This window comes from Paracraurococcus lichenis (assembly GCF_030657435.1).
GTDB classification, from domain to species: Bacteria; Pseudomonadota; Alphaproteobacteria; order Acetobacterales; family Acetobacteraceae; genus Paracraurococcus; species Paracraurococcus lichenis.
Genome location: NZ_JAUTWS010000004.1, coordinates 166,070 through 190,504, shown reverse-complemented (window position 1 = coordinate 190,504; position 24,435 = coordinate 166,070). Strand labels below are relative to the sequence as shown.

Below are 24,435 nucleotides of genomic sequence, written 5' to 3'. Positions count from 1 at the left end.
GGCGGAAACGCAAGCGACGTTCCGCCCTGCGCGTTATAGTTGATCAATCTTCCTCGGGTCTGAACGTCATGGCGACGCCATTCATGCAGTAGCGCTCGCCGGTCGGCGGCGGCCCGTCGGGGAAGACATGGCCGAGGTGACCGCCGCAGTTCGCGCAATGCACCTCGGTCCGCACCATGAAGAAGCTGCGGTCGGTGGTGGTGCCGACCGCCCCCTCCCGCGGCTGCCAGAAGCTCGGCCAGCCCGTGCCGCTCTCGAACTTCGTCGCGGCATCGAAGACCGGCTGGCCGCAGCCGGCGCAGAGGAAGGTGCCCGGCCGCTTCTCCTTGTTGAGGGGGCTGGTGCCCGCGCGTTCCGTGCCGTGCTGGCGCAGCACGCGATAGGCCTCGGGCGGCAATTCGCGCCGCCACTCGGCATCCGGCTTCTCGACCGGGTAGTGCGCGGCCGGGGCTTCCTTGCGGAACAGGGACATGGCTGGCTCCCGTCTGTCAGGCCGCCGGGCGCTTCAGCCGGTCGGCATGGAGTTTCCTGAACTTCGCCACCTTGGGCGCGATCACCACCTGGCAATAGCCGCTCCAGGGCGTGCGGGCGAAGTAGTCCTGGTGCTCCGCCTCGCCGGGCCAGTAGCGGTCGAAGAGGACGAGCTCGGTGACCAGCGGGTTGCCCCAGATCCCGGCCTCCGTCACCTCGGCCATCACCTGCTCGGCCACCGCCTTCTGCTCCGGCGAGTGGTAGAGGATGATGCTGCGGTATTGCGGGCCGATGTCGTTGCCCTGCCGGTCCTTCGTCGTCGGGTCGTGGATGGCGAAGAAGACCCGCAACAGGTCGGCATAGCCGATCTCGCGCGGGTCGAAGGTCACCTGCACGACTTCGGCATGGCCGGTCTTCTTGCCGCAGACCATCTCGTAGCTCGGGTTCGGCACATGGCCGCCGGCATAGCCGGAATGGACCGAGGTCACCCCCTTCAGGTCGCGGAACACCGCGTCCAGGCACCAGAAGCAGCCGCCGCCCAGGGTCGCCGTCTCGGTCGTGGCCGTCTCCGTCGTGGCCGTCGCGCTCATCGCGTCACTCCTCCTCGCTCCGCCCATAGATAGGGTGGGACCGCGCCCGGTGCAGCCTGCGGCGGGCCGGATGCCCGCTGCCCTGCCGCGGGGTCCCGGGACGAATCGGCCATCACTCACAAGTTAGTGAGAATTGCTCCGAAGCACTCCCGTATCGGTATACTGCAGATCGGGACGGCACCGCGCCGGTACCCCCTGTCTGACGGGACCGCCCCATGCGCCTGCGCGCCCGCCTGCTCTGCCTGATCACGGCCGCCCTGCTCCCCGCCTTCGCGGTGCAGATCGATTTCGAGCGGGAGGCGCGGCAGGCGCGCGAGGCCGCGCAGCGGGAGGAGGCGCTGCGCCTCGTCCGCCTCGTCGCCGCCGATCTCGAGAGCGTGGTCGAGGGCGCCCGGCAATTCCTCTCAGCCATCGCCAATCTCGACGCCGTCGCCACCGGCGATGCCGAGGCCTGCGGCCGGACGCTGGCAGGGCTGAGCCGGGACGTGCCGCGCTATACCGTCTTCTCCGTCCTCGACGCCGCCGGCACCATCGACTGCAGCGTGGTGCGGGAGGCGGTGGGCTGGGACCTGTCCCACACCGCGCTGGTGCAGCGGGCGCAGGCCTCCGGCGAGTTCACCATCGGCAACTATGCCGTCGGCTTGGCGACGCGGAAGCACAGCCTGCATGTCGCGCTGCCGCTGAAGGCCAGCCGGCATGGCCGCGACGGCATGGTCGTGGCCGCCCTCGACCTGGCCTGGCTGGCGCAGCGCCTGGCCGAGGTGCCGCTGCCGCCGGGCGGCAGCGCCGTCGTGGTGGACCGCAACGGGACCATCCTCGGACGCTGGCCGGACCCGGAGCGCTTCCTCGGCACGCCTGCCTCCTTCCAGGACCTCGGCAGCAACGACGTCCGGGTCGACGCCACCACCGGCATCGACGGCGTGCGCCGGATCTATGCCTTCGGCCCGCTCGGCGGCCGGACGCCGGGCCTGCAGGTCGGCATCGGCATCGACCCCGCCGCGGCCGAGGCCGCGCTGGCCCGCGCCAACCGTCGCGGCCTGCTGCTGATCGTCCTGAGCGGCATCGCCGCCCTGCTGCTCGCCTCCTTTGCCGCGCGGCGCTTCCTGGAGCAGCCGGTCGAGGCGCTGGTGACGGCGATGGAGCGCTGGCGCGCCGGCGACCGCACCGTCCGCGCCCTCGCCGACCCGCACCTGCGCGGCCTGCGCGCCCGGACCGAGTTCGGCCGGATCGCCGCCGCCTTCGACCAGGCGACCGCGGCGGTGGAGGCGCGCGAGGCGGCCCTGCGCGAGAGCGAGGCCCGCTTCCGCCAGATCGCCGAGGCGCTCGACGACGCGCTGGTCATCGTCGAGCCGCGGCGACGCCGCCTGCTCTATGCCAGCCCGGCCTTCGCCCGCCTCTTCAGCCTCGCCGGCGACCCGCTGCAGCACCGGGCGGAGGCCTTCCTCGACGCCGTCCACCCCGAGGACCGGGCCACGGTGCGGGGGCTGATCAGCCATGCCCCGGACCAGCCCTTCGATGCCGAGTACCGCGTGCTGCGGCCCGACGGCGCGGTGCGCCGCGTCCGCCACCGGCGCTTCCCCGTGCAGGGCTCGGCCACCGGCCGCGTGGTGGGCCTGATCACGGACGTGACCGAGGAACGCGAGGCGGCCGAGCGCCAGGCGCTGCTGGCGCGGGAGGTGGACCACCGCGCCAAGAACGTGCTGACCGTGGTGCAGTCCATCCTGCGCCTGACCAAGGCCGACAGCCCGCGCGCCTTCACCCAGGCGGTCGAGGGGCGCGTCGCGGCCCTCGCCCGGGCGCACCAGCTCCTCTCCCGCAGCCGCTGGGGCGGCGCCGACCTGATCGAGCTGCTGCGGGAGGAATTCGCGCCCTATGCCGCCGGCGCGAAGGAGCGCACGCGCGGCGCCCGCCGCTTCCTGCTGCAGGGCCCGCCGCTGCACCTGCGGCCGGAGGCGGTGCAGCCGATCGCCATGGTGGTGCATGAGCTGGCGACCAATTCGGCCAAGCATGGCGCGCTCTCCCTGCCCGGCGGCACGGTGCGGGTGACCTGGGAGGTGGATGCCCGCCTGCCCGACGAATCCCCCTGGCTCCGCCTGCGCTGGGAGGAAGCGGGCGGCCCGCGCGTCGCCGCCGCGCCGACGCGCTTCGGCTTCGGCTCCCGCGTCGTCTCCACCACCGTGGAGCGGCAGCTCGGCGGCGAGGTCCGCTACGACTGGGACATCGACGGGCTGCGCTGCCGCATCGCCGTGCCGATCGAGCGGCTGATGTCGCCGCCCGAGGAGGAGCCGGAGGCGCTGCGGGACCGGCCGGTCTCTCTCTCCGGCCGGCACGGCATCCTGGACGCGCCGGCCGAGGCCGCGGACCCGGCGGAGCGATGCCGGGCGGCGGTCGGGTAGCGGCGCCGGACGCCGCCCGCCCCGTGCCATTGCCCGCCGCCGCCGCGCGCGGGACACTCCCGGCCAGGATACGGCAGGGGAGGACGGGATGGCGCAGAGGCGCATGGTGCTGCAGATCGGCATGGGCACCGACATCCGCGGCGGGGAGCCGACCAAGGCCGCGGTCCGCGCGCTCCGCGACGCGCTCTGGCACAATTCCCTGACCGTCACCCATGCGCTCGGGGTCGATGTCGATTCCATGCGGGTGAAGGTCACCATCGGGGTCCCCCGGCCGGAGCAGGTGGACCGGGCGGCGGTGCTCGCGGTGCTGCCGCACGGCACCGGCACGGTGGAGGTGGTGGAAGGCGGCCTTGCCATCCCGACCGAGGACGGGCGCGGCGAGACGCTGCTCGCCCAGGCGGCAGCCGAGGTCTTCCTCGACCTGCCGGAGGAGCGCGCGGCATGAACACCTCGCTCCGCCGCGTGATCCTCGAGATGGGGACCGGCAACGACCTGCATGGCGGCGACTACACCAAGGCGGCGCTCCGCGCGGTGCAGGACGCGCTGCACCACTCCTCGCTTGCCATGCTGCGGGCCCTGAAGGTCGATCCGCGGGACATGGTGGTGCAGGTGACGATCGGCGTGCAGCGGCCGGAGAAGGTGGATGCGGAGCGCGTCCGCGCCTCCCTGCCGCATGGCCAGGTAACGGTCTCCGTCGTGCGGGGCGGGCTGGACGTGCCCGACCCGGACCGCGACGACCCGGCAGTGATCGCCAGCGCGGCGATCGCCGTCAGCCTGCCGCTGCCGTCAGGGGGCCTTGCCCCCTGAAACCCCCACCGGGGCCAAGGCTTGGCCCCGGACCCCGCCCCGAGTCGTCCGTTCGCACCAGCGCCGGAGCGAGGAGGCGAGGACTGCGCCCGACCGCCGCTCCGCCAGGCGCCGCGACAGGTAGTGGCTTACCTCCCCTGCCTCTCCGCCGCCTCCACTCCGGGCACGCCCTGCGCCGGCAGGATCTCCAGCACAAGCTCGCTTGGCCGGCAGAGCCGCGTGCCGCCGGGCGCGATGACGAAGGGCCGGTTGATCAGGATCGGATGCGCCAGCATGGCGTCGAGCAGCGCGTCATCGGACAGCGCGGGATCGCCGAGGCCGAGCTCGGCATAGGGTGTCCCCTTCTCCCGGATCGCCTGCCGGACGGTCAGCCCCGCCGCGGCGATGGTCGCGGCCAGCCTCGCCCGGTCCGGCGGGGCCTTGAGGTACTCGACCACCCGCGGCTCGATCCCCGCCTCGCGGATCATGCCCAGCGTGGTGCGGGAGGTGCCGCAGGCCGGATTGTGCCAGATGGTCACCTCGCTCATGCCGCGGTCTCCTTCGCCGGCGGGCGGCAGGCGGAAGACCGTCAGGCGGGTCTCCTGGGCGAGCGCGCCAAGGGCGCCGACGGCACCGGCCTCATCCATGGTTCGGGAATAATCGAACCATCGTGGCCGGCGCAAGCCGGGATGGGGCGGATGTCCGGTCCCTGACAGGATCGCCGGCGGCAAGGCGCCGATATCAGTCGAGGTTGCAACGAACTCGCGATGCTGTGCGCCAGCGCACAGCGCGAGAGTAAGTTTCCGGTCATAACTCACATCGGAGGCGGACTTCCCCTTCGTCTCCGATCTGGCATTTCAGCCCGCGATTCCCGGCAGTTGCGCCAGGGGTCGCGCTTCAGTCCGGGTGACATCTCCCGCCGCGGCCGGTCCCTGCCTCCGGCCGCGGCGGCGCCTCCGGACGCCTCGCCCCCGCCGGGGTCCCCGTGCCGCGACGACGCAGCCCGCGGGCGCCGCCGAGGCCCCTCCCCCGCAGCCCGCATCGCCGGCCCGCCCGGCGGCGCCACGGAAGCCCGCAACGCCGCCACGCAGGCCGGAGACCCGCGCTCAGCCGGCGCCGAAGCCCTCCAGCACGATCTTGCCGCGCGCCGTGTTGCTCTCGATCGCCGCATGCGCGCGGCGAAGGCCGGCCGCATCGATGCGCCCCATCGTCTCGGCGAGCGTGGTCCGCAGCGTCCCCGCCTCCAGCATGCGGCTCACCTCGGCCAGCAGCCGGTGCTGCTCCTCCATGTCCGGCGTGCGGTGCATGGGCCGGGCGAACATCAGCTCCCAGTGCAGCGCCGCCGCCTTCGACTTCAGCATGCGGACATCCGGCGCCTGCTTCGGATCGTCGATCAGGCAGATCGCGCCCTGCGGCGCGACGATCTCGCAGACCGCGGGCCAATGCGCCTCGGTATGGGTGGTGACGAAGATGTAGGGCACCGGCACGCCCAGCGCCTTCGCCTGCGCCGCCAAGTCGCCGCTGTGGTCGAGGACGTCATGCGCGCCCATGCCGCGGGCCCAGTCCATCGTCTCCGGCCGGCTCGCCGTCGCCACCACGCGCAGCCCGGTGAGCTGCCGCGCGAGCTGCACGGCGATCGAGCCGACGCCGCCGGCGCCGCCGATGATCAGCACCGCCTCCTGCCGCGGCGCCGGGTCGCGCGGGATGCGAAGCCGGTCGAACAGCGCCTCCCAGGCGGTGATAGCGGTCAGCGGCACGGCGGCGGCCTCGGCGAAGGACAGGCGCGCGGGCTTCGGCCCGACGATCCGCTCGTCCACCAGGTGCAGTTCGCTGTTCGTGCCGGGCCGGGTGATGTCGCCGGCATAGAAGACCGCGTCGCCCGGGCGGAAGAGCCGCGCCTCCGGCCCCACGGCGCGCACCAGGCCGGCGGCGTCGTAGCCCAGCACCTTGGGCGTGCCGCCGGGGTCCGTGCGCATCCGGACCTTGGCATCCACCGGGTTCACCGAGACGGCGCGCACCTCGACCAGCAGGTCGCGGCCGGTCGGCGCCGGCGGGTCGGGCAGCGTGACGTCCTGCAGCGAGTCCGGCTCGGCGATGGGCAGGCTGCTTGTATAGGCGACGGCTCTCATCGGGATCTCCTTCGGGACAGGGCGAGCAACGGCCGGCGGCCCTGCCGGTGCGGCGGCATCGGCGGCGGCGCCCCCCTGCCCTTAGGCGGCCAGATAGGTCCTTGCCGCCGGCATTGAAAATCCCGCCCCGGCGCGAAACACTTTCAACGCATGCTCAGCAATCCGCCCTTCGACCTGCTCGATCTCCGCCTCGTCCAGCGGGTGGCGCAGGCCGGCAGCCTCTCCGCCGCGGCCGGCACGCTCGGCCTGACCCCGGCGGCGGCCAGCCGGCGGCTCGCGGTGCTGGAGGAGCGGATCGGCGTCCGGCTCTTCGCCCGCACCACCCGCCGCCTGCGCCCGACGCCGGAGGGCGAGGCCTTTCTGCCCCAGGCCGACCGCGTCCTCGCCGCCGCCGCCGAGGCCGAGGCGGCGCTGCCCGGCGGCACCGCCGCGCTCGCCGGCACGCTGCGGCTGACCGCGCCCGCGACCTTCGGCCGCAAGATCCTCGCGCCGATCCTGGCGGAGCTGCTGGCGGCGCATCCGGCGCTGCGGCTCGACCTGCTGCTGACCGATTCGCTGCTCGACCTGGTGGCGACGGGCTGCGACGCCGCGGTGCGCATCGCGCCCCTCTCCGGCCAGACGCTGGTCGCCCGCCGCCTCGCCGACAACCGCCGCGTCCTCTGCGCCGCGCCGGACTACCTCGCCCGCCGCGGCGTTCCGGCGCGCCGCGAGGACCTGGCGCGGCACGACACGCTGGTGCTGCAGGGGGTCGATGCCTGGATGCTGGTGCCCGAGGGCGGCGGCCCGGCGCAGCGCGCGCGCCTCGCCCCGCGCGTCACCGGCAACAGCAACGAGGCGCTGCGCGAGGCCTGCCTCGCCGGCCTCGGCATCGGGCTGCACTCCACCTGGGACATCGGCGGGCACCTGCGGCGCGGCGAGCTGGTGGCGCTGCCGCCCGCCCTCGGCCAGCCCGAGCAGCTCGGGATCTGGCTGGTCCTGCCGGGCAGCGCCGTCGCGCCCGCGCGGGTGCGGGCGCTGACCGAGCTGCTCGTCCGGCGCCTCGGCCCGGTGCCGCCCTGGGAAGGGTGACGCGGTCCGATGACCGGAGCGCCGGAAGTCGCGCACCAGGACGCGGGCGAAGCCGAGCCTGGCGATCTGCTGGGCGAGGTGCCCGGCCTGCTGCTCCGGTGAGCGGCTGTCGAGGTGGTCCGGGCCGAGTTCGCGCAGGAGGGTGCCATTGCGCAGCAGGTGCCGGAGGGCGGTGAGCATGGAGGCGGCGACGGCGCCGGGCTTGAGGGCCGCGCTCCTCGGCCGGAATGGACCAGTGAGGGCCGCACATCCGCTCGGATCGGACGCTGTCCGATGGATCGAGTGCCGACCTCTACAGGCACCAACCAGGCCTGCCGCGCGGATATGCGGCTGGAACTCGCCAAGGCTCCACTGCGGAGCCTGGGCGCCTGGTCATGCCGGACGCTGGCATGCTGACCCGCTGGGCCGACAGGGATGCCCTGGCACGGTGCAGTGCCGTGCGGGTCGACCGGTTGCGGAAGATGGCGCGGGCCGGGCTGCTGTGGGCGCCGCGACTGCATCTGGGCCCACGCTCGCCGCGATGGGACCTGCGGCAGGTGGACGCGATGTTCACGGCGCAGGTAGCCTCCGTCCGCGAGCTGACGCCCGAGGAGGCGCTGCAGGGTGTGGTCGAAGACATCCGCCGGGGCCGGCGGCAGGACGAAGTTCGTCCGCCCGGGACTGGCGGAGGGGACGGTGAAGGAATACCGGTACCCCGCCGCCTCCAAGGCCATGGGAAAGCCGGCCCCGCGGATCATGCCTGGGTCGGTCGGTGCGAGGCCGGAGGCATGGCAGCGGAGCCCGGAATGGGCCGACAGAGACGGTCCAGCACTTCACTCGGACGGCGAGCCAGGAGGCGATGGCGCGAGCCCCATCGTCCGCCCGGGAACCGGCCGACGGGAAAACGGCAGTTGAAGGATCGAAAAACATGCGGGCGATCTTCGTCATGATCAAATGCGAGATGGGCCAGGCCTATCGCGTGGCACGCCAGATGGCGGACACCATCGAGCAGTTGTCGGAGATGCACTCCATCTCCGGCCAGTATGACCTGATGGGGAAATTCTACCTCGAGGCCGACCAGGATATCGGCATGTTCGTGGTCGAGACGCTGCAAACGGTCCCCGGCGTGAAGGACACCTATACGCTGCAGACCTTCAACGCCTTCTCGGCGGCGAAGGGCTGAGGCGTGCCGATGACCGAAGCGCCGGATGGTCCGGAGGTCTAATTGGCTCGCCCAACTTACGAGGCGGTCCGAAGCGGCCGCCCCGCCCCGCCGGGCGTCAGACCGCCTCGACCCCGGCGACGCCGGGCAGCACCTTCATCTGCTGCATCAGCCGCGGGGAGACGTTGAAGCCGCCGGGCAGGGCCATCTCCACCTCCTGCCCCTGCCCGGTCCGCGCCACCACCACGATGCGGCCGCGGCCGCGGCCCTCGCGGCCGAGCAGCTCGTGGATCTTCGGGATGCCGGCCTCGCCCTCCAGCCACAGCCGGATCCCCTGCCCCACCTGTTGCGCGGCCTTTTCCAGCCCTTCCAGGTCCTGCGCGGTCAGGCGCAGCATCTCGCCATCCAGCCGCGCCTCGGCCGTCACCAGCACGGCCGTGCCCTCGGCGAGCAGTTCGCGGGAACGGCTCAGCACCTCGGAGAACAGCGTCACCTCGTAGCTGCCCGCGGCGTCCGACAGCGTCACCCAGCACATGCGGCTGCCAGTGCGGGTCGGCCGTTCCTTGGTGGCGACGACCGTGCCGGCCAGCTTGAGCCGCGCCGCGCCGGCCTTGGCGCGTTCCTCGATCCGGGAGGAGAGCGTGACGCCGAGCCGCTGCAGGACGGACTTGTAGGTGTCGAGCGGATGCGCCGAGAGGTGGAAGCCGACCGCCTCCGCCTCGTAGGACAGCCGCTCGAGCTGCGGCCAGTCCGTGATCTCCGGCATGCGCAGCGGCTCGGGCTTCGAATCCGCGCCGCCGAAGAGGGCGATCTGCGAACTCTCCCGCTCCTCCGCCGCGGCCTGGGCGCGGCGGAGGATCACCTCGGCGCCGGTCACCAGCTTGGCGCGGTTCTTCTCCAGGCTGTCGAAGGCCCCGGCCTTGGCCAGGTTCTCGATCTGCATCTTGTTCAGCAGCTTCGGGTCGACCCGATGCGCGAACTCGGCGACCGAGCCGAAGGGTCCCTTGGCGTCGCGCGCCCGCACCAAGTCCTGCATCGCCTGCGCGCCGACGCGCTTGACGGCAGCAAGCGCGAAGCGGATCGCCGCCTTGCCCTCCTCCGTCGTCTCCACCAGGAACTCGGCGCCCGAGCGGTTCACGTCCGGCGGCAGCACGGGAATGCCGAGGCGCGAGGCCTCCTGCATGTGGCTCGCCAGCTTCTCCGTCTTGTCCATGTCGAGCGTCATGGAGGCCGCGAGGAAGGCGACCGCGTGGTTCGCCTTCAGCCAGGCGGTCTGGTAGCTGACCAGCGCATAGGCCGCGGCATGCGACTTGTTGAAGCCGTATTCCGCAAACTTCGCCATCATGTCGAAGATCTCGGTCGCCTTGGCAGGCTCGATGCCGTTCTTCACGGCGCCCTCGGTGAAGATGGCGCGCTGCTGCTCCATCTCCTTGGCGATCTTCTTGCCCATGGCGCGGCGCAGCAGGTCGGCGCCGCCGAGCGAATAGCCCGCCAGCTCCTGGCTGATCTGCATCACCTGCTCCTGGTAGACCATGATGCCGAAGGTCTCCTCCAGGATGTGGTGGATCTTCGGATGCGGGCTCTCCCAGGCCTCGCCGTGCTTGCGCTGGCAATAGGCCGGGATGTTCGCCATCGGGCCGGGGCGGTAGAGCGAGACGGCGGCGATCAGGTCCTCGAAGCGGTCGACGCGCATCTGCCGGAGGCAGTCCCGCATGCCCGCGCCTTCGAACTGGAACACCCCGGCGGCATCGCCGCGGCAGAGCATCTCGTAGGTCCTGCGGTCGTCGAGCGGGATGGCGTTGATGTCGACCTCGATCCCCTGCCCCTTCAGGATCGCCAGCGCCTTCTCGATCACCGTCAGCGTCTTCAGGCCGAGGAAGTCGAACTTCACCAGGCTGGCCTGCTCGACATACTTCATCGAGTACTGGGTGATGAGCATGTCGGAGCGCGGGTCGCGGTAGAGCGGCACGATCTCGATCAGCGGCTTGCGGCCGATGACGACGCCGGCGGCATGCGTGCTGGCGTTGCGGTAGAGCCCCTCGAGCTGGTTGGCGATCTCCAGCAGCCGCGCCACCTGCTCGTCCGCGTCGCGCATCTGCTGCAGCCGCGGCTCGCCCTCGATCGCCTGGGCCAGCGTCACGGGCTTCGCAGGATTGAAGGGGATCAGCGACGCGATGCGGTCCACCTGGCCATAGGGCATGCCCAGCACGCGGCCGACATCGCGCACCGCGGCCTTGGCCTGCAGCTTGCCAAAGGTGATGATCTGCGCGACGCGGTCGGCGCCGTATTCCCGGCGGACATAGTTGATCACCTCGTCGCGCCGGTCCTGGCAGAAGTCGATGTCGAAGTCGGGCATCGACACGCGCTCCGGGTTCAGGAAGCGCTCGAAGAGCAGGCCGAAGCGCATCGGGTCGAGATCGGTGACGGTCAGCGCCCAGGCCGCGACCGAGCCCGCGCCCGAGCCGCGGCCCGGCCCGACCGGGATGCCCTGCGACTTCGCCCACTGGATGAAGTCGGCGACGATGAGGAAATAGCCGGAGAAGCCCATCTGCTCGATGACGCCGAGCTCATAGGCCAGCCGCGTGCGATAGGGCTCGCGCTCCGCCTCCGGCCTGCCGGCGGCGTCCAGCCGCGCCTCGAGCCCGCGCGTCGCCATGTCGCGGACCGTCTCGGCCTCGGTCATTCCCGGCTGGACCTTGGGGCAGACCGGCAGCTCGGGCTTCCGCGTCTCCACCATGACGGCGCAGCGGCGGGCGATGGCGAGCGTGTTGTCGCAGGCCTCCGGCAGGTCGGCGAAGAGCGCGCGCATGGCATCGGCCGGCTTGAACCAGTGCTCCGCGGTGACGCGGCGGCGGTCCTCCTCGGCCATCGTCCGGCCCTCGGCGATGCAGAGCAGCGCGTCATGCGCCTCGTGCATCGCCGGCGTGGCGAAGTAGACGTCGTTGGCCGCGACGATGGGCAGGCCGAGCTCGTCGGCGAGCGCCAGGGTCGCCGGCTCGATCGCCTTCTCGACCTCGAGCCCATGGCGGTTCAGCTCCACCGCCAGCCGGTCCGGGAAGGCAGTGGCGAGGCGCTGCAGCAGCATCTCGGCCGGAGCGCGGCGGCCTTCCGCCAGCAGCCGCCCGATCGGCCCGAAGGTGCCGCCGGTGAGAAGGAAGAGGCCCTCCGCATGCTCCTCCAGCGTCGAGAGCCGGAGGCAGGGCCGGCCGGACGGATCGCCGGCGAGATAGGCCTTGGAGGAGAGGCGCTGCAGGTTGTCGAGGCCGCGCGCATCCATCGCCAGCGCGACGATCGGGTCCGGCGGCAGGCGCTCCGCCTCCGGCCGGTCGTCGGAGGCGGTGCGGGAGAGGAAGAGCTGGCAGCCCATGATCGGCTGCACGCCCTTGCCGGAGCAGCCTTGGGCGAATTCCAGCCCGCCGAAGAGGTTGGCGCTGTCGGTCAGCGCCACCGCCGGCATGCCCGCCTCCTTCGCCAGCGTCGCCAGCTTCTCCGCCTTGATGGCGCCCTCGCTCAGCGAATAGCTGGAATGGACATGAAGGTGGACGAAGCTCTCGGCCATGCGCGACTCCCGGGGTGGCCGGCAGGATAGCACGGCGCGGGCGGGCCGGAGGACCGCCGCACGATGGCCATGGCGGCCGTGTCCTCCAGGCCTCGCCGCGGCAGGCGGGAGCCGCGGCGGCGAGCCAGGTGTGCGGCATGGCGCGCGCCGCCGCGTGGATGTCGTGCGCCACACCCCGGCGGCCGCGAACCGTGCGCCGGCGCACAGACTCGATGCGGGGTCAAGCCTAAGCGGGCGGCATCCAAGATACGGAGACACCAGGATGCCCCGCCTGCCCCTGCTCTTCCTCGCCTCGGCCGCGCTCTGCCTCGTCATCGGCGTCGGGATGGGCATTGCCATGGGCATCGCCCATGACTTCCACTTCGCGCCGGTGCATGCGCATCTCAACCTGCTCGGCTGGACCTCCCTGGCGCTGATGGGGCTGACCTACCGGGCCTGGCCGGAACTGGCGGAGCGACGGGTCCCGGCCATCGCGCAATATGTGCTCTCGGCGACCGCCGCCTTCGCCTTCCCCTTCGGCATCTACCTGTCGATCGAGCACCACCAGCCGGGCCTGGCCATCGGTGCGGCGATGGTCTGGATGGCCGGCGCGCTGCTCTTCCTCGCGCGGCTGGTGCTGCTGATGCTGCGCGGCGCGCCCGCCGTGCGGCCCGCGCCGATGCTGGCGCCGGCGGAGTAGGGGTCAGGCCTCGACCACCCGCCCATCCCGCAGCGTCACGGTGCGGTCCATCCGCGCCGCGAGCTCCGGGTTGTGCGTGGCGATCAGCGCCGCCAGGCCCTGGCCGCGCACCGCCTGCAGCAACTCGTCGAAGACCAGGCCGGCGGTGCCGACATCGAGGTTCCCGGTCGGCTCATCCGCCAGCAGGATGCGCGGGCGGTTGGCCAGCGCACGGGCGATGGCGACGCGCTGCTGCTCGCCGCCCGAGAGGCGTCCGGGACGATGGTGCTCCCGCCCGCGCAGGCCGAAGCTCGCCAGCAAGGCCCGCGCCCTCTCCCGCGCCGGGCCGCGCGCCGTGCCGGCGGCGAGTTGCGGCAGCACCACGTTCTCCTCCGCGGTGAATTCCGGCAGCAGGTGGTGGAACTGGTAGACGAAGCCGATGGTGGTCCGCCGGATGGCGGTGCGCGCCTGGTCGGCCAGCGTGCCGGCGGCGCGGCCCTCGACGAGGACCTCGCCGCCGTCCGGCCGTTCCAGCAGCCCCGCCAGGTGCAGCAGCGTGGACTTGCCGGTGCCGGAGGGCGCGACCAGCGCCACGATCTCGCCGGCCTGCAAGGCGAGCTCGGCGCCGCGCAGGACCGGCAGCTCGCCGGCTTCGGTGCGGTAGCGCCGCTCGACGGCAGCCAGGCGCAGCACGGCCTCACTCATCGCGCAGCGCCTCCACCGGGTCGAGCCGCGCCGCGCGCCAGCTCGGCAGCAGCGTCGCCAGCAGGGAGAGCAGCAGGGCAAGGCCGACCACCTGCGCCACCTCCCAGGGGTTCACGACAGCCGGGATCTGCGTGAGGAAGTAGATCTCCGGGTCGAAGACCGTGGTGCCGGTGATCCGCATCAGCGCCTGCCGGATGGATTCGATGTTCGCGCAGAAGAGCAGGCCGAGGCCGAAGCCGGCGAGCGTCCCGACGCCGCCCACCGCCGCGCCGCAGAGCAGGAAGATGCGGAGGATCGCCCCCCGCCCCGCCCCCATGGTGCGCAGGATGGCGATGTCGCGGCCTTTGTCCTTCACCAGCATCGTCAGCGAGGAGACGATGTTGAAGGCGGCCACCAGGATGATGAGGGTCAGGATCAGGAACATCACGTTCCGCTGCACCTGCACCAGCGCGAAGAAGCCGCTGTTCGCGTCCTGCCAGTCGGCGATGCGGATGGGCCGCTCGACCAGGGTCTGGCGGATGGCCCGGGCCGCGGCGGCGGAGTCGTCGGGGTTGCGCAGATGGACCTCGATCTGGCTGACCGCCTTCGGCATCTGGAAGAAGAGCTGCGCGGCGGCGAGCGGCAGGAAGACGAAGCCGGCATCGTATTCCTGCATCCCGACCTCGAACAGCGCGACCACGCGATAGGCGCGCAGCCGCGGCACGGTGCCGAAGACCGTCACGCGGCCCTGGGGCGAGACGAGGGTGACGCGATCCCCGACCTTGACGTCCAGCGTGCGGGCAAGGCCGGTGCCGATGACGATGGCGTCCTGCCCCTCGAACTGCTCCAGGCTGCCCGCCTTGATGTTGCCGGCGATGATGGCGCGGGCCCGCAGGTCCGCCGGCGCGATGCCGCGCACCAGCCCGCCGGCCGAGGCGCCGGCATCGGTGGTGAGCAGGACCTGCCCCTCCACGACCGGCGCGGCCTGCGCCACCGCCGGGATGGCGCGGATGCGCTCGGCCGCCGCGTCATAGTCGGTCAGCGGTCCCTGCACCGCGGTGATGCCGAGATGGCCGTTGAGCCCGAGGATGCGTCCCAGCAATTCCTGCCGGAAGCCGCCCATCACGCTCAACACCACGATCAGCGTGGCGACGCCGAGGGCGATGCCGACCAGCGAGAAGCCGGCGATGACCGAGACGAAGCGCTCCCCCCTGCGCGCCAGCAGGTAGCGTGCGGCGACCGCCCGCTCGAAGGGCCCGAAGGCGGCGGCCTCAGCCATGCCGCAGCGCCTGGGCCGGGTCGATGCGCGCCGCCCGCCAGCTCGGGTAGAGGGTGGCGGCCAGGGAGAGGATAAGGCCCATGGCAACGACCTGCGCGACCTCCCGTGGGTCCACCACGGCCGGGAGCTGGGTGAGGTAGAGCAGTTCCGGCCGGAAGAGCGGCGTGCCCTCCAGCGCCAGCATGCCGGTGCGCAGCGCGTCGAAGTTCAGCGCGATGCCGAGGCCGAGCGCGAAGCCGATCAGCGTCCCGCCGCAGCCGACCGTCGCGCCGCAGAGCAGGAAGATGCGGAGGATGGCGCCGCTGCCGGCGCCCATGGTGCGCAGGATGGCGATGTCCCGCCCCTTGTCCTTCACCAGCATGGTGAGCGAGGAGATGATGTTGAAGGCGGCCACCAGCACGATCAGGGTCAGGATCAGGAACATCACGTTCCGCTCCACCACGACCGCGGCATAGACGCTGCTGTTGGCGCCCTGCCAGTCGGCGATGCGCAGCGGCCGGCCGGCCAGCGCCTGGCGGACCTCGGCGGTGACGGGCGCGACCTGGGCGGGGTCGGCGACGAAGAGCTCGATCTGGCTGACGGCCCCCTCCAGCCCGAAGAGCGCCTGCGCGGCGGCGAGCGGGATGAAGATGTGCCGGCCGTCATATTCGGGCATGCCGACCTCGTACATCGCCACCACGCGGAAGGCGCGCTGGCGGGGCGCCGCGCTGAAGTCGCCGCCCTTGGCCTGCGGCAGGACCAGGGTCAGCCGGTCCTGCAGGCGAAGGCCCATGCGGGCGGCGAGGCGCATTCCGACCACGACGGTGTCCTCGCCCTGGAACTCCTCGAGGCTGCCGCGGCGGATCCCCCGCGCGATGACGGCGCGCTCGCGCAACTGCTCCGGCGCGATGCCGCGGACCAGGCCGCCGGAGGCGCCGCCGCCCTCGCCGGTCAGCAGCACCTGGCCTTCGACGGTGGGCGCCACCTGCTCCACGCCCGGCAGCCCGCGCAGCCGCTCCGCCAGCGCGGCATAGTCCGGCAGGCTGCGGCCGCTGGCGGGCTGCACGGCCAGGTGGCCGTTGAGGCCGATGATCCGGCCGATCAGGTCCTGCCGGAAGCCGTTCATCACGGCCAGCACGATGATCAGCGCGGCGACGCCGAGCGCGATGCCGAGCAGAGAGAAGGCCGCGGTGATGGAGACGAAGCGCTCCCCCTTGCGGGCGCGCAGGTAGCGCCAGGCGACCATGCGCTCGAAGGGCCCGAACATCAGAGTTTGGCGAGCCGATTCACGCTCCGCTCCTCGCTGCGTCGCTGCACGATCGGATCGCGCTCAGCCGCCCTTGATCCGCGCGATCGCGTCCTCGAGCGAGAGTTCCACCCGCTCGCCGGTCGCGCGGCGCTTCAGTTCCACCTTGCCGGCGGCGGCGCCGCGCGGGCCGATGATCGCCTGCCAGGGATAGCCCATCAGGTCGGCATCGGCGAACTTCACGCCGGCGCGGTCGTCGCGGTCGTCATAGACGGCATCCTGGCCGAACACGCCGTAGATCTTCTCGGCCATCGCATCGGTCGCGGCGTCGCCGGTCTTCAGGTTGATCACGACGGCCTTGAAGGGCGCCACCGCCTCCGGCCAGCGGATGCCGTTCTCGTCGTGGTTCGCCTCGATGATCGCGCCGACCAGGCGGGAGACGCCGATGCCGTAGCTGCCCATCTCCGGCGTGACCATCTTCCCGTCCGGGCCGCTGACCTGGAGGCCCATGGGCGCGCTGTACTTGGTGCCGAAATAGAAGATGTGGCCGATCTCGATGCCGCGCGCCGAGACGCGGTCGGCCTCCGGGATCGCGTTCCAGGCGGCCTCGTCATGCTTCTCGTCGGTCGCGGCGTAGCGGCTGGTCCAGAAATCGACGATGGGCGAGAGGTCGCCGTCATAGTCCACCGCCTGCGACAGCACGTCGAAGTCGAGCAGGTCCTTGTGCAGGAAGACCTGGCTCTCGCCGGTCTCGGCGAGGATGAGGAACTCGTGCGAGAGGTTGCCGCCGATCGGGCCGGTATCGGCCTGCATCGGGATGGCCTTCAGCCCCATCCGGGCGAAGGTACGGAGATAGGCGACGAACATCTGCCGGTAGCTGCGCACCGCGCCGGCATGGTCGAGGTCGAAGGAATAGGCATCCTTCATCAGGAACTCGCGGCCGCGCATGACGCCGAAGCGCGGGCGGACCTCGTCGCGGAACTTCCACTGGATGTGATAGAGGTTGCGCGGCAGGTCCCGGTAGCTCTTCGCATAGGTCCGGAAGATCTCGGTGACCATCTCCTCGTTGGTCGGGCCATAGAGCATGTCCCGGTCATGCCGGTCCTTCAGCCGCAGCATCTCCGGCCCATAGGCGTCGTAGCGGCCGGACTGGCGCCAGAGATCGGCGGTCTGGATCGTCGGCATCAGGATCTCCTGCGCGCCGGCGGCGTCCTGCTCCTCCCGAACGATCTGCTCGACCTTCTGCAGCACCCGCCAGCCCAGCGGCAGCCAGGCATAGATGCCGGCGCTGGTCTGCCGGATCATGCCGGCGCGCAGCATGAGGCGGTGGGAGGCGATCTGCGCCTCGGCCGGGGTTTCCTTCAGCGTCGGCAGGAAGGCGCGGGAGAGGCGCAAGGCAAACTCCTGGGGCAAGCGATTCCGGCGCTTCCTTTAGCCCGGATCGGCCGCCGGGGGGATGGGCTGGTGCGCTCCGCGCAAAACCGGCGGCTTCGCAATTTTCTTTCTTTGCTGCAGCGCACCACGCAAAAAGGGGCAAGAATCCGGGCCGGATTCGTTCAGACAGGCTTGGCAGCCGGTCATTCCTGCGCTAGACGAAAAAAAGGGCCGCACCCACTGGGTACGGCCCGAGTTTAGGGAGGAAACGCCAGTCACACGGCAGAGAGAGGACCAACCCTCTCTCTGCATGCATGGTGACGCGGAGACCCAACGTCGGACAACGGCAAAGGCTGCCGAAATCGGCGAAAAAAAAGGCTCTCACACCGGAAATGCCCAACACGAAGGCGACACCAGCCTAAAGGCTGGAAAGTCGCTCATTTTTCCGGCAAAGCCAGCCAACCGCTGCGAAAGCTGAGCCAGTCGCTCTCGATGAGCGCATAGACCCCCAGCCAGATCACGGCCGCGACCAGGGTGGTGAGCAGCACCTTCCGGAGGAGTCGCGGGCGCACGGGGACCCCGCGCCAGCCGGTATCGGGATCACCGTCCGGATTCGGGGCAGTGCCGATCGGCAGGACGGCGAAGAGCGCGACCCACCAGATCAGGAAGAAGACGACGATTCCGCTGACCCAGCCCATGGGCCGCTCCTTGCAGCGCGCGCGTGGAGGGGATGGCCGGGTCGGACCCGGCCATGGTGGTTCGGGCGCAGCCGCGGGCCGTCAGACCCGCAGCAGATGGACCTCGACATTGGGCCGCTTGCGCAGCCGCCGGCCGACCGCCTTGCGCAGCACGGTCCGCGCCGCCTCGCGCAGCGCGTCGTCCTCGCGCCGCAGCCCGCTCGGCAGGTCGGTGACCGCCCGCGCCAGCTCGGCCGCGAGCTGCGGCCCGATGCCCTCGTCGCCGTCGAGCAGCCCGGGCGCGGAGATCTGCGGCGTGCCCAGCACCCGCCCGGCGCCGTCCACGGCGAGCGAGGCCATGACCACGCCGTTGAACAGCATGCGCTTGCGCGCGGCCAGCACCCCGCCCTGCAACGGCAGCAACCGGCCATTGTCGACGGCGAGGCGCCCGGTCGGCACGCCCTCCACCACCTCCGGCCGCCCGGGGCCGAGCTGGAGGACGTCGCCATCCTCGACCAGGATCGGGATGGTCTGGAGCTCGCGCGCCAGCGCCGCATGCTCTGAGAGGTGGCGCCACTCGCCATGCACCGGCACGGCGTATTTCGGCTTCACGAGCTGGTAGAGCCGCTTCAGCTCGTCCCGCGCGGGGTGGCCGGAGACATGGACCATGTGGTCGTCGGCCGTCATGACCTTGCACCCGCGCCGCGCCAACTGGTCCTGGAGCTGCAGGATCCCCCGCTCGTTCCCCGGAATCATGCGGGAGGAGAAGATGACGGTGTCGCCCTCCCCGAGCGCGATGTTGGGATGGGTATCGGCCGCGATCTTCGACAGGGCCGAGCGCGGCTCGCCCTGGCTGCCGGTGCAGATGATGAGGAGGTTGTCGTCCGGGATATACCCGGCCTCCTCCTCCGGCACATAGGGCGGGATGTCGGTGAGATAGCCGCATTCCCGCGCCGCGGCCTCGGCATTGCGCAAGGACCGGCCGAAGAGCGCGACCTGCCGCCCGGCGGCCATGGCGGCCTTGGTGATGCTCTCGACCCGCGCGACGTTCGTGGCGAAGCAGGAGACGGCGACGCGCCCGGTCAGGCTGCGGATGATGGCGGTGAGGTTCCGCCGCACCTCGGCCTCGGAGCCCGAATGCCCCTCGACCAGCGCATTGGTCGAGTCGCAGACCATGGCCAGCACCCCCTCCCCGCCGAGGCGGCCGAAGGCCGCCTCGTCGGTCGGCTCGCCTATCAGCGGGTCGGGGTCGAGCTTCCAGTCGCCGGTATGCAGCACCGTGCCGTGCCGGGTGCGGATGGCGACCGCCTGCGCCTCCGGCACCGAATGAGCGACGCGGAGGAATTCCAGGTCGAAGGGCGCCAGCGACAGCTTGCCGCCGAGCGGCACGGTGACGATCTTCGCCTCGCCCAGCAGCCCCGCCTCGCCGAGCTTCCGCCGCAGCACGGCCGAGACGAAGGGCCCGGCATAGACGGGGCAGCGCAATTGCGGCCAGAGATGCGCGACGGCGCCCACATGGTCCTCATGCGCATGGGTGACGACGAGGCCGACCAGCCGGTCGCGCCGTTCCGCCAGCCAGGTCGGGTCGGGCACCATGACGTCGACCTCGGGGTTCTCCGGCCCGCCGAAGCCGATGCCGCAATCGATGGCCAGCAACCGGCCATCGCAGCGGTACACATTGAGGTTCATCCCGATCTCGCCGGTCCCGCCGAGCGGAATGAATGCCAGATCACCGGCCGGATCGGGTCCGGCCGTCGCCATGAAATCGTCCATACCTCATCCTGGACCGGGGTTTCAGCAGCCCGGGCCAGCCTTGTCGTTGCAAACGCGATGCGGTATCCGGCCGCCCCGGCTGTCGGGGGACCGGATGCCGGTTCGCGCTCACGGCGTGTCGCGCACCGATTTCTGCAAGATGGGCACCGGATTGCGCTCCGCCAACAGGCGGAGGCCCTCCAGGGTGATATCCGCGTCGATCGTCTCGATGACGGTGGTCCCCTCGGCGAAGAGCGGCGCCAGGCCGCCGGTCGCGACCACCTTCAGATGAGCCTCGTGCTCGGCCTGGATGCGGCCGACGATACCCTCGATCAAACCGACATAGCCCCAGTAGATGCCCGACTGCATCGCCGCCACCGTATCCCGCCCGATCACCGCCTGCGGCCGGCCTATGCCGATCCGGGGCAGCCGCGCCGCCGCCTTGTGCAACGCCTCGATCGAGAGATTGATCCCGGGCGCGATGACACCTCCCAGATAGGCGCCATCGGAATCGACCACGTCGAAGGTCGTCGCCGTGCCGAAGTCGATCACGACCAGCGGCCCCTGGTAGTGGTGGTGCGAGGCGAGGGAGTTCAGGAGCCGGTCGGCGCCCACCTCCTGCGGCCGGTCGACCCGGATCTCGAAGCCCCAGTTCACCGAGGCCCGGGCCACCAGCGGCTCCACGTTGAACCACTCGCGGGAGAGGCGGCGGAGGTTGTAGAGGGCGGCCGGCACCACGGTGCCGATGGCGCAGCGGTCGATCTCGGCCGGCTTCAGGCCGCAGTGCTGGAACAGCGCCAGCAGCCAGACGGCATATTCGTCCGAGGTCCGGTCGGCGCGGGTCGCGATGCGCCAGCGCCCACGCCATTCCGTGCCGTCATGCACGGCGAAGACGACATTGGTGTTTCCCGCATCGATCGCGAGCAGCATGACACTAGGCGTCTCCCTGGGACAGGACCTCGCCGGCGGGGATGGCCCGCCGCGTCCCGTCGGTCTCGATGAGCAGGCTGCCATCCTCGGCGAGGCCCGCGAAAGCGCCCGCGCCATCGAGGCCGCGGAGCGTGACCGCCTCCCCCGGCCTTGGCCCGAAGCGCAGCCAGGCGGCCCGCACCGGGCCGAAGCCGGCGGCGCGCTGCACCGCCCGCCAGTGATCGAGGCGCCGGAGCAGGCGGGCGGCGAAGGCCTCCGGTGCGGTGGAGGCGCCGAGGGTCGCGGTCGGGCGATCAGCCACGGCGGGCGCATGCGCCAGGTTCACCCCGATGCCGAGGCTGATCCAGGCGAGGCCACCGGCCGGGGTCAGCGCGCTCTCGGCCAGGATGCCGGCGCATTTCGCGCCGTCCCGCAGCAGGTCGTTCGGCCATTTCAGGCGGAGGGCGCCGGCCTCCGGCACCACCTCGGCCGCCGCCTCGGCCAGTGCGACGCCGGCCAGCAGGCTCCATTGCGGCGCCTCGCGCGCCGGCCCCGGAGGACGCAGCAGCACGGAGAGGTAGAGGTTGCCGGGCGGCGAGGCCCAGGCGCGGCCGGCACGGCCGCGCCCCGCGGTCTGCTGCCGCGCGAGGATGGCGAGCCCTTCGGGCTCGCCCGCCTCCGCCCGGCGGAAGAGGAGGTCGGAGGTGCTGGGCAGCGCCTCGTGCACCTCGAGGCGCCAGCCTTCCGGCAGGGCCGGCGCCTCCCCGCCCGGGGCGGCCCCGCCCTGGCCGGAGCCCGTCACCCCAGCAGCGCCGAGGCCGCCGCCTGCGCAGCGGCCAGGATCGGCGCCGGCCAGAGCGCGAAGAGCGCGGTGAAGAGGCCGGTGCCGGCCATCACCACCGTCAGGCTGGCCGGGGCGCGATCGAGGCTGCCCACCGGCGCGTCGAAATACATCACCTTGACGATGCGCAGGTAGTAGTAGGCGGAGACGACGCTGGTCAGCACGCCGACCACCGCGAGGGTCCAGAAGCCCGCCTGCACGGCCGCGAGGAAGACGTAGAGCTTGCCGAAGAAACCGGCGAGCGGCGGGATGCCGGCCATGCTGAACATGAACACGGCCATCCACATCGCGGTCACCGGATCGGTGCGGCCGAGGCCCGCGAGGTCCTCGATCCCCTCGACCGACCGGCCCTGGCGGCGCATGGCCACCAGCACGGCGAAGGTGCCGAGGTTCATGAAGACGTAGATCGCCATGTAGATCAGCAGGCCGCGCAGCCCGATATCGGTGCCGACCGCCAGGCCCATGAGCGCATAGCCAACATGGCCGATGGAGGAATAGGCCATCAGCCGCTTCAGGTTGCGTTGCCCGATCGCGGCGAAGCTGCCGAGGATCATGGATCCCAGCGAGACCAGGGTGATGACCTGGCTCCACTGCGCCACCAGGTCGCCGAAGGGGCCGAGCAGCACGCGGGCCAGCAGCGCGATGGCCGCGACCTTCGGCGCCGAGGCGAAGAAGGCCGTCACCGGGGTCGGCGCGCCCTCGTAGACGTCGGGCGTCCACATGTGGAAGGGCACCGCCGAAACCTTGAAGGCGAGGCCGGTGATGACGAAGACGACGCCGACGATCACGCCCGGCGAGACGCCCGCCGGCTCGGAGAAGGCCTCGCCCAGACGGTCGAAATTCGTCGTGCCGGCGAAGCCGTAGACCAGCGAGCTGCCATAGAGCAGCAGGCCGGAGGCAAGGGCGCCGAGCACGAAGTACTTCAGCCCCGCCTCGGCCGAGCGGCCGCTGTCGCGGTTGAAGGCGGCGATGACGTAGAGCGGCAGCGAGAGCAGCTCGAGCCCCAGGTAGAGGGAGAGCAGGTCGTTGGCCGAGATCATGACCATCATGCCGAGCGTGGCGAAGAGCATGAGGATCGGGAACTCGAAGCGCGCCAGCCCCTCGCGCTCATTGAAGTCGAGCGAGAGGAGGATGCCGACCGCGGCGGCGGCGAGCGTCAGCACCTTCATGAAGCCGCTGAAGGCATCGGCCACGTAGTGGCCGCTGAGCGCCGTGCCTTCCCCCTGGCCGAGGACCAGGACGGCCGCCAGCAGCAGGGCGCCGACGCAGGCCATGGAGACCGGGAAGAAGGTGTCCTGCTTCGGGATGACCCCGGCGGCGAGGATGACCAGGCCGGCGACCGCGAGGGCGAGCTCCGGCAGGGCGAGGGTCCAGATCATGGTCAGTGAATCCCGGCCAGGCGGGCGGCGCCGAGCGCCGCCTCATGCCGCGCGACGAGGTTGGCCACCGAGGCCTCGAAGAAGGAGAGGAAGGACTGCGGATAGACGCCCATCCACAGCGTCAGCAGGATCAGCGGCGCGAAGACCGTGTATTCCCGCGGGCTGAGGTCGAGCAGCGCCCGCAGGTCCTGCCGCGTCACCTTGCCGAAGCCGACGCGCTTGTAGAGGTAGAGCATGTAGGCCGCGCCCAGGATCATGCCGAGGGCGGCGCCGAAGGCGACCCAGGGGTTCACCCGCCAGGCGCCGACGATCACCAGGAACTCGCCGACGAAATTGGCCAGGCCCGGAAGGCCGACCGAGGCCATGGTGAAGAAGAGGAACACCAGGCCGTAGGAGGGCATGACGTTCGCCATGCCGCCATAGCGCGCGATCTCGCGGCTATGGACGCGGTCATAGAGCACGCCGACGCAGAGGAAGAGCGCGCCCGAGACGACGCCATGGGCGAGCATGGTGAAGAGCGCGCCCGAGAGGCCCTGGTGGTTCAGGGCGAAGATGCCGATCGTGACGATGCCCATATGGGCGACCGAGGAATAGGCGATCAGCTTCTTCATGTCCTCCTGCGCCAGCGCCACCAGCGAGGTGTAGACGACGGCGACGACCGAGAGGACGAAGATGAGCGGCGCGAACTCGGCCGAGGCCTCCGGCAGCAGCGGCAGGGTGAAGCGGAGGAAGCCGTAGGCGCCCATCTTCAGCAGCACGCCGGCCAGGATGACCGAGCCGGCCGTGGGCGCTTCCACGTGTGCGTCCGGCAGCCAGGTATGCACCGGCCACATCGGCACCTTCACCGCGAAGCTGGCGAGGAAGGCGAAGAAGATCCAGGCCTGCGCGGCGCGCGGCACGGTCTGCTCGAAGAGCTCCGGGATGTCGGTGGTGCCGGCATTGTACCAGAGATAGAGGATGGCCAGCAGCATCAGCACGCTGCCGAGCAGGGTGTAGAGGAAGAACTTGAAGGCGGCATAGACCCGCCGCGGCCCGCCCCAGACCCCGATGATGAGGAACATCGGGATCAGCACCGCCTCGAAGAAGACGTAGAAGACGATGAAGTCGAGGGCGCAGAACATGCCCACCATCATCGTCTCGAGGATCAGGAAGGCGATCATGTACTCGCGGACGCGGGTCTCGATCGCCTCCCAGGAGGCCAGGATGCAGATCGGCGTCAGGGCGGTGGAGAGCAGGACGAAGAGGACGGAGATGCCGTCCACGCCCATGTGGTAGCCGACGCCGAATTCCGGCAGCCAGGCGAGCTTCTCCTCGAACTGGAAGCCGGCGGAGGAACGGTCGAAGCGGAACCAGAGGATCAGGCTGAGCAGGAAGACGATCAGGCTGGTCCAGAGCGCGGTCCAGCGGGCGTTGCGGGCGATGACCGCGTCATCGCCGCGCACCGACATGATGATGGCCGCCCCCGCCAGGGGCAGGAAGGTGACGAGCGAGAGCAGCGGAAAGCCGGCGGCGTTCAT

At 71.3% G+C, this 24,435-nt stretch carries 21 protein-coding genes; 6 read left to right on the top strand and 15 right to left on the bottom strand.

Annotation, left to right across the window (positions count from 1 at the left end):
- Positions 1 to 43: 43 nt before the first annotated feature.
- The gene (gene msrB / locus Q7A36_RS06035; protein WP_305102756.1) at positions 44 to 472 is read right to left on the bottom strand and encodes a peptide-methionine (R)-S-oxide reductase MsrB; all 429 of its coding nucleotides are present in this window, start codon (positions 470 to 472) and stop codon (positions 44 to 46) included.
- A gap of 16 nt (positions 473 to 488) precedes the next feature.
- The gene (msrA, locus tag Q7A36_RS06030; RefSeq protein ID WP_305102755.1) at positions 489 to 1,061 is read right to left on the bottom strand and encodes a peptide-methionine (S)-S-oxide reductase MsrA; all 573 of its coding nucleotides are present in this window, start codon (positions 1,059 to 1,061) and stop codon (positions 489 to 491) included.
- A 215-nt stretch (positions 1,062 to 1,276) separates the two neighbouring features.
- Here msrA and Q7A36_RS06025 point away from each other — a divergent pair, with 215 nt between their 5' ends.
- The 3 genes from Q7A36_RS06025 to Q7A36_RS06015 all read left to right on the top strand — a co-directional run bounded on the left by Q7A36_RS06025 (position 1,277) and on the right by Q7A36_RS06015 (position 4,264).
- Positions 1,277 to 3,457, top strand: coding sequence for an HWE histidine kinase domain-containing protein (locus Q7A36_RS06025; RefSeq protein WP_305102754.1), 2,181 nt, complete (start codon positions 1,277 to 1,279; stop codon positions 3,455 to 3,457).
- Between the two features lie 88 nt (positions 3,458 to 3,545).
- The gene (locus Q7A36_RS06020) at positions 3,546 to 3,902 is read left to right on the top strand and encodes a Lin0512 family protein (protein ID WP_305102753.1); all 357 of its coding nucleotides are present in this window, start codon (positions 3,546 to 3,548) and stop codon (positions 3,900 to 3,902) included.
- Positions 3,899 to 4,264, top strand: coding sequence for a Lin0512 family protein (locus tag Q7A36_RS06015; protein ID WP_305102752.1), 366 nt, complete (start codon positions 3,899 to 3,901; stop codon positions 4,262 to 4,264). Before Q7A36_RS06020 ends, Q7A36_RS06015 begins: the two co-directional genes overlap by 4 nt.
- Positions 4,265 to 4,392: 128 nt before the next feature.
- On the opposite strand, the gene arsC is transcribed toward Q7A36_RS06015, so the two are convergent.
- Positions 4,393 to 4,791 (bottom strand): arsenate reductase (glutaredoxin), encoded by a 399-nt coding sequence (gene arsC, locus Q7A36_RS06010; protein WP_305102751.1) that lies wholly within the window; start codon positions 4,789 to 4,791, stop codon positions 4,393 to 4,395.
- Positions 4,792 to 5,349: 558 nt separating this feature from the next.
- A complete protein-coding gene (locus tag Q7A36_RS06005; protein ID WP_305102750.1) occupies positions 5,350 to 6,372 on the bottom strand; it encodes a zinc-binding alcohol dehydrogenase family protein in 1,023 nt (340 codons plus the stop codon).
- 150 nt (positions 6,373 to 6,522) lie between these two features.
- Between Q7A36_RS06005 and Q7A36_RS06000 the strand changes: the two genes are divergently transcribed.
- Positions 6,523 to 7,440 carry a LysR family transcriptional regulator gene (locus Q7A36_RS06000; protein ID WP_305102749.1) on the top strand — a complete coding sequence of 306 codons (918 nt, stop codon included), beginning with the start codon at positions 6,523 to 6,525 and terminating at the stop codon, positions 7,438 to 7,440.
- A gap of 907 nt (positions 7,441 to 8,347) precedes the next feature.
- A complete protein-coding gene (locus Q7A36_RS05995; protein WP_305102748.1) occupies positions 8,348 to 8,602 on the top strand; it encodes an Lrp/AsnC family transcriptional regulator in 255 nt (84 codons plus the stop codon).
- Positions 8,603 to 8,699: 97 nt separating this feature from the next.
- Here the strand turns inward: Q7A36_RS05995 and dnaE are convergent, their stop codons facing one another.
- Positions 8,700 to 12,140 carry a DNA polymerase III subunit alpha gene (dnaE, locus tag Q7A36_RS05990; protein ID WP_305102747.1) on the bottom strand — a complete coding sequence of 1,147 codons (3,441 nt, stop codon included), beginning with the start codon at positions 12,138 to 12,140 and terminating at the stop codon, positions 8,700 to 8,702.
- Between the two features lie 262 nt (positions 12,141 to 12,402).
- On the opposite strand from dnaE, the gene Q7A36_RS05985 reads away from it, so the two are divergent.
- Positions 12,403 to 12,819: a hypothetical protein gene (locus Q7A36_RS05985; RefSeq protein ID WP_305102746.1), complete on the top strand. Its 417-nt coding sequence runs from the start codon at positions 12,403 to 12,405 to the stop codon at positions 12,817 to 12,819.
- 3 nt (positions 12,820 to 12,822) lie between these two features.
- On the opposite strand, the gene Q7A36_RS05980 is transcribed toward Q7A36_RS05985, so the two are convergent.
- From Q7A36_RS05980 to Q7A36_RS05935, 10 genes are all read right to left on the bottom strand, one after another.
- Positions 12,823 to 13,503 (bottom strand): ABC transporter ATP-binding protein, encoded by a 681-nt coding sequence (locus Q7A36_RS05980; protein ID WP_305102745.1) that lies wholly within the window; start codon positions 13,501 to 13,503, stop codon positions 12,823 to 12,825.
- On the bottom strand, positions 13,496 to 14,761 hold the full coding sequence (locus tag Q7A36_RS05975) for a lipoprotein-releasing ABC transporter permease subunit (protein ID WP_305102744.1): 1,266 nt from the start codon (positions 14,759 to 14,761) through the stop codon (positions 13,496 to 13,498). The genes Q7A36_RS05980 and Q7A36_RS05975 overlap by 8 nt, the downstream gene beginning before the upstream one ends.
- Positions 14,754 to 16,007: a lipoprotein-releasing ABC transporter permease subunit gene (locus Q7A36_RS05970; RefSeq protein ID WP_305102743.1), complete on the bottom strand. Its 1,254-nt coding sequence runs from the start codon at positions 16,005 to 16,007 to the stop codon at positions 14,754 to 14,756. The genes Q7A36_RS05975 and Q7A36_RS05970 overlap by 8 nt, the downstream gene beginning before the upstream one ends.
- 63 nt (positions 16,008 to 16,070) lie before the next feature.
- Positions 16,071 to 17,381, bottom strand: a complete 1,311-nt coding sequence (gene proS, locus Q7A36_RS05965; protein WP_305102742.1) for a proline--tRNA ligase — start codon at positions 17,379 to 17,381, stop codon at positions 16,071 to 16,073.
- A gap of 416 nt (positions 17,382 to 17,797) precedes the next feature.
- Complete coding sequence (locus tag Q7A36_RS05960; protein ID WP_305102741.1) at positions 17,798 to 18,058, bottom strand: DUF1467 family protein; 261 nt, start codon at positions 18,056 to 18,058, stop codon at positions 17,798 to 17,800.
- An 81-nt stretch (positions 18,059 to 18,139) separates the two neighbouring features.
- Positions 18,140 to 19,810, bottom strand: coding sequence for a ribonuclease J (locus Q7A36_RS05955; protein WP_305102740.1), 1,671 nt, complete (start codon positions 19,808 to 19,810; stop codon positions 18,140 to 18,142).
- 108 nt (positions 19,811 to 19,918) lie between these two features.
- Positions 19,919 to 20,719, bottom strand: a complete 801-nt coding sequence (locus Q7A36_RS05950) for a type III pantothenate kinase (protein ID WP_305102739.1) — start codon at positions 20,717 to 20,719, stop codon at positions 19,919 to 19,921.
- 4 nt (positions 20,720 to 20,723) lie between these two features.
- Entirely contained in the window at positions 20,724 to 21,500 is a 777-nt protein-coding gene (locus Q7A36_RS05945) for a biotin--[acetyl-CoA-carboxylase] ligase (RefSeq protein ID WP_305102738.1), read from the bottom strand.
- On the bottom strand, positions 21,497 to 22,918 hold the full coding sequence (gene nuoN, locus Q7A36_RS05940) for an NADH-quinone oxidoreductase subunit NuoN (RefSeq protein ID WP_305102737.1): 1,422 nt from the start codon (positions 22,916 to 22,918) through the stop codon (positions 21,497 to 21,499). Before nuoN ends, Q7A36_RS05945 begins: the two co-directional genes overlap by 4 nt.
- Before the next feature lie 2 nt (positions 22,919 to 22,920).
- On the bottom strand, positions 22,921 to 24,435 hold the full coding sequence (locus tag Q7A36_RS05935; RefSeq protein WP_305102736.1) for an NADH-quinone oxidoreductase subunit M: 1,515 nt from the start codon (positions 24,433 to 24,435) through the stop codon (positions 22,921 to 22,923).

Bases quoted from the DNA above. Each gene is read 5' to 3' on its own strand.
- Q7A36_RS06025 (WP_305102754.1), top strand. From the start codon at position 1,277: ATGCGCCTGCGCGCCCGCCTGCTCTGCCTGATCACGGCCGCCCTGCTC.
- nuoN (WP_305102737.1), bottom strand. From the start codon at position 22,918: ATGATCTGGACCCTCGCCCTGCCGGAGCTCGCCCTCGCGGTCGCCGGC.
- Q7A36_RS06015 (WP_305102752.1), top strand. From the start codon at position 3,899: ATGAACACCTCGCTCCGCCGCGTGATCCTCGAGATGGGGACCGGCAAC.
- Q7A36_RS06020 (WP_305102753.1), top strand. From the start codon at position 3,546: ATGGCGCAGAGGCGCATGGTGCTGCAGATCGGCATGGGCACCGACATC.
- Q7A36_RS06000 (WP_305102749.1), top strand. From the start codon at position 6,523: ATGCTCAGCAATCCGCCCTTCGACCTGCTCGATCTCCGCCTCGTCCAG.
- Q7A36_RS05975 (WP_305102744.1), bottom strand. From the start codon at position 14,761: ATGGCTGAGGCCGCCGCCTTCGGGCCCTTCGAGCGGGCGGTCGCCGCA.
- Q7A36_RS05980 (WP_305102745.1), bottom strand. From the start codon at position 13,503: ATGAGTGAGGCCGTGCTGCGCCTGGCTGCCGTCGAGCGGCGCTACCGC.
- Q7A36_RS06005 (WP_305102750.1), bottom strand. From the start codon at position 6,372: ATGAGAGCCGTCGCCTATACAAGCAGCCTGCCCATCGCCGAGCCGGAC.
- arsC (WP_305102751.1), bottom strand. From the start codon at position 4,791: ATGAGCGAGGTGACCATCTGGCACAATCCGGCCTGCGGCACCTCCCGC.
- Q7A36_RS05955 (WP_305102740.1), bottom strand. From the start codon at position 19,810: ATGGACGATTTCATGGCGACGGCCGGACCCGATCCGGCCGGTGATCTG.
- msrB (WP_305102756.1), bottom strand. From the start codon at position 472: ATGTCCCTGTTCCGCAAGGAAGCCCCGGCCGCGCACTACCCGGTCGAG.
- msrA (WP_305102755.1), bottom strand. From the start codon at position 1,061: ATGAGCGCGACGGCCACGACGGAGACGGCCACGACCGAGACGGCGACC.
- Q7A36_RS05985 (WP_305102746.1), top strand. From the start codon at position 12,403: ATGCCCCGCCTGCCCCTGCTCTTCCTCGCCTCGGCCGCGCTCTGCCTC.
- Q7A36_RS05995 (WP_305102748.1), top strand. From the start codon at position 8,348: ATGCGGGCGATCTTCGTCATGATCAAATGCGAGATGGGCCAGGCCTAT.
- Q7A36_RS05960 (WP_305102741.1), bottom strand. From the start codon at position 18,058: ATGGGCTGGGTCAGCGGAATCGTCGTCTTCTTCCTGATCTGGTGGGTC.
- Q7A36_RS05950 (WP_305102739.1), bottom strand. From the start codon at position 20,719: ATGCTGCTCGCGATCGATGCGGGAAACACCAATGTCGTCTTCGCCGTG.
- dnaE (WP_305102747.1), bottom strand. From the start codon at position 12,140: ATGGCCGAGAGCTTCGTCCACCTTCATGTCCATTCCAGCTATTCGCTG.
- Q7A36_RS05970 (WP_305102743.1), bottom strand. From the start codon at position 16,007: ATGTTCGGGCCCTTCGAGCGCATGGTCGCCTGGCGCTACCTGCGCGCC.
- Q7A36_RS05935 (WP_305102736.1), bottom strand. From the start codon at position 24,435: ATGAACGCCGCCGGCTTTCCGCTGCTCTCGCTCGTCACCTTCCTGCCC.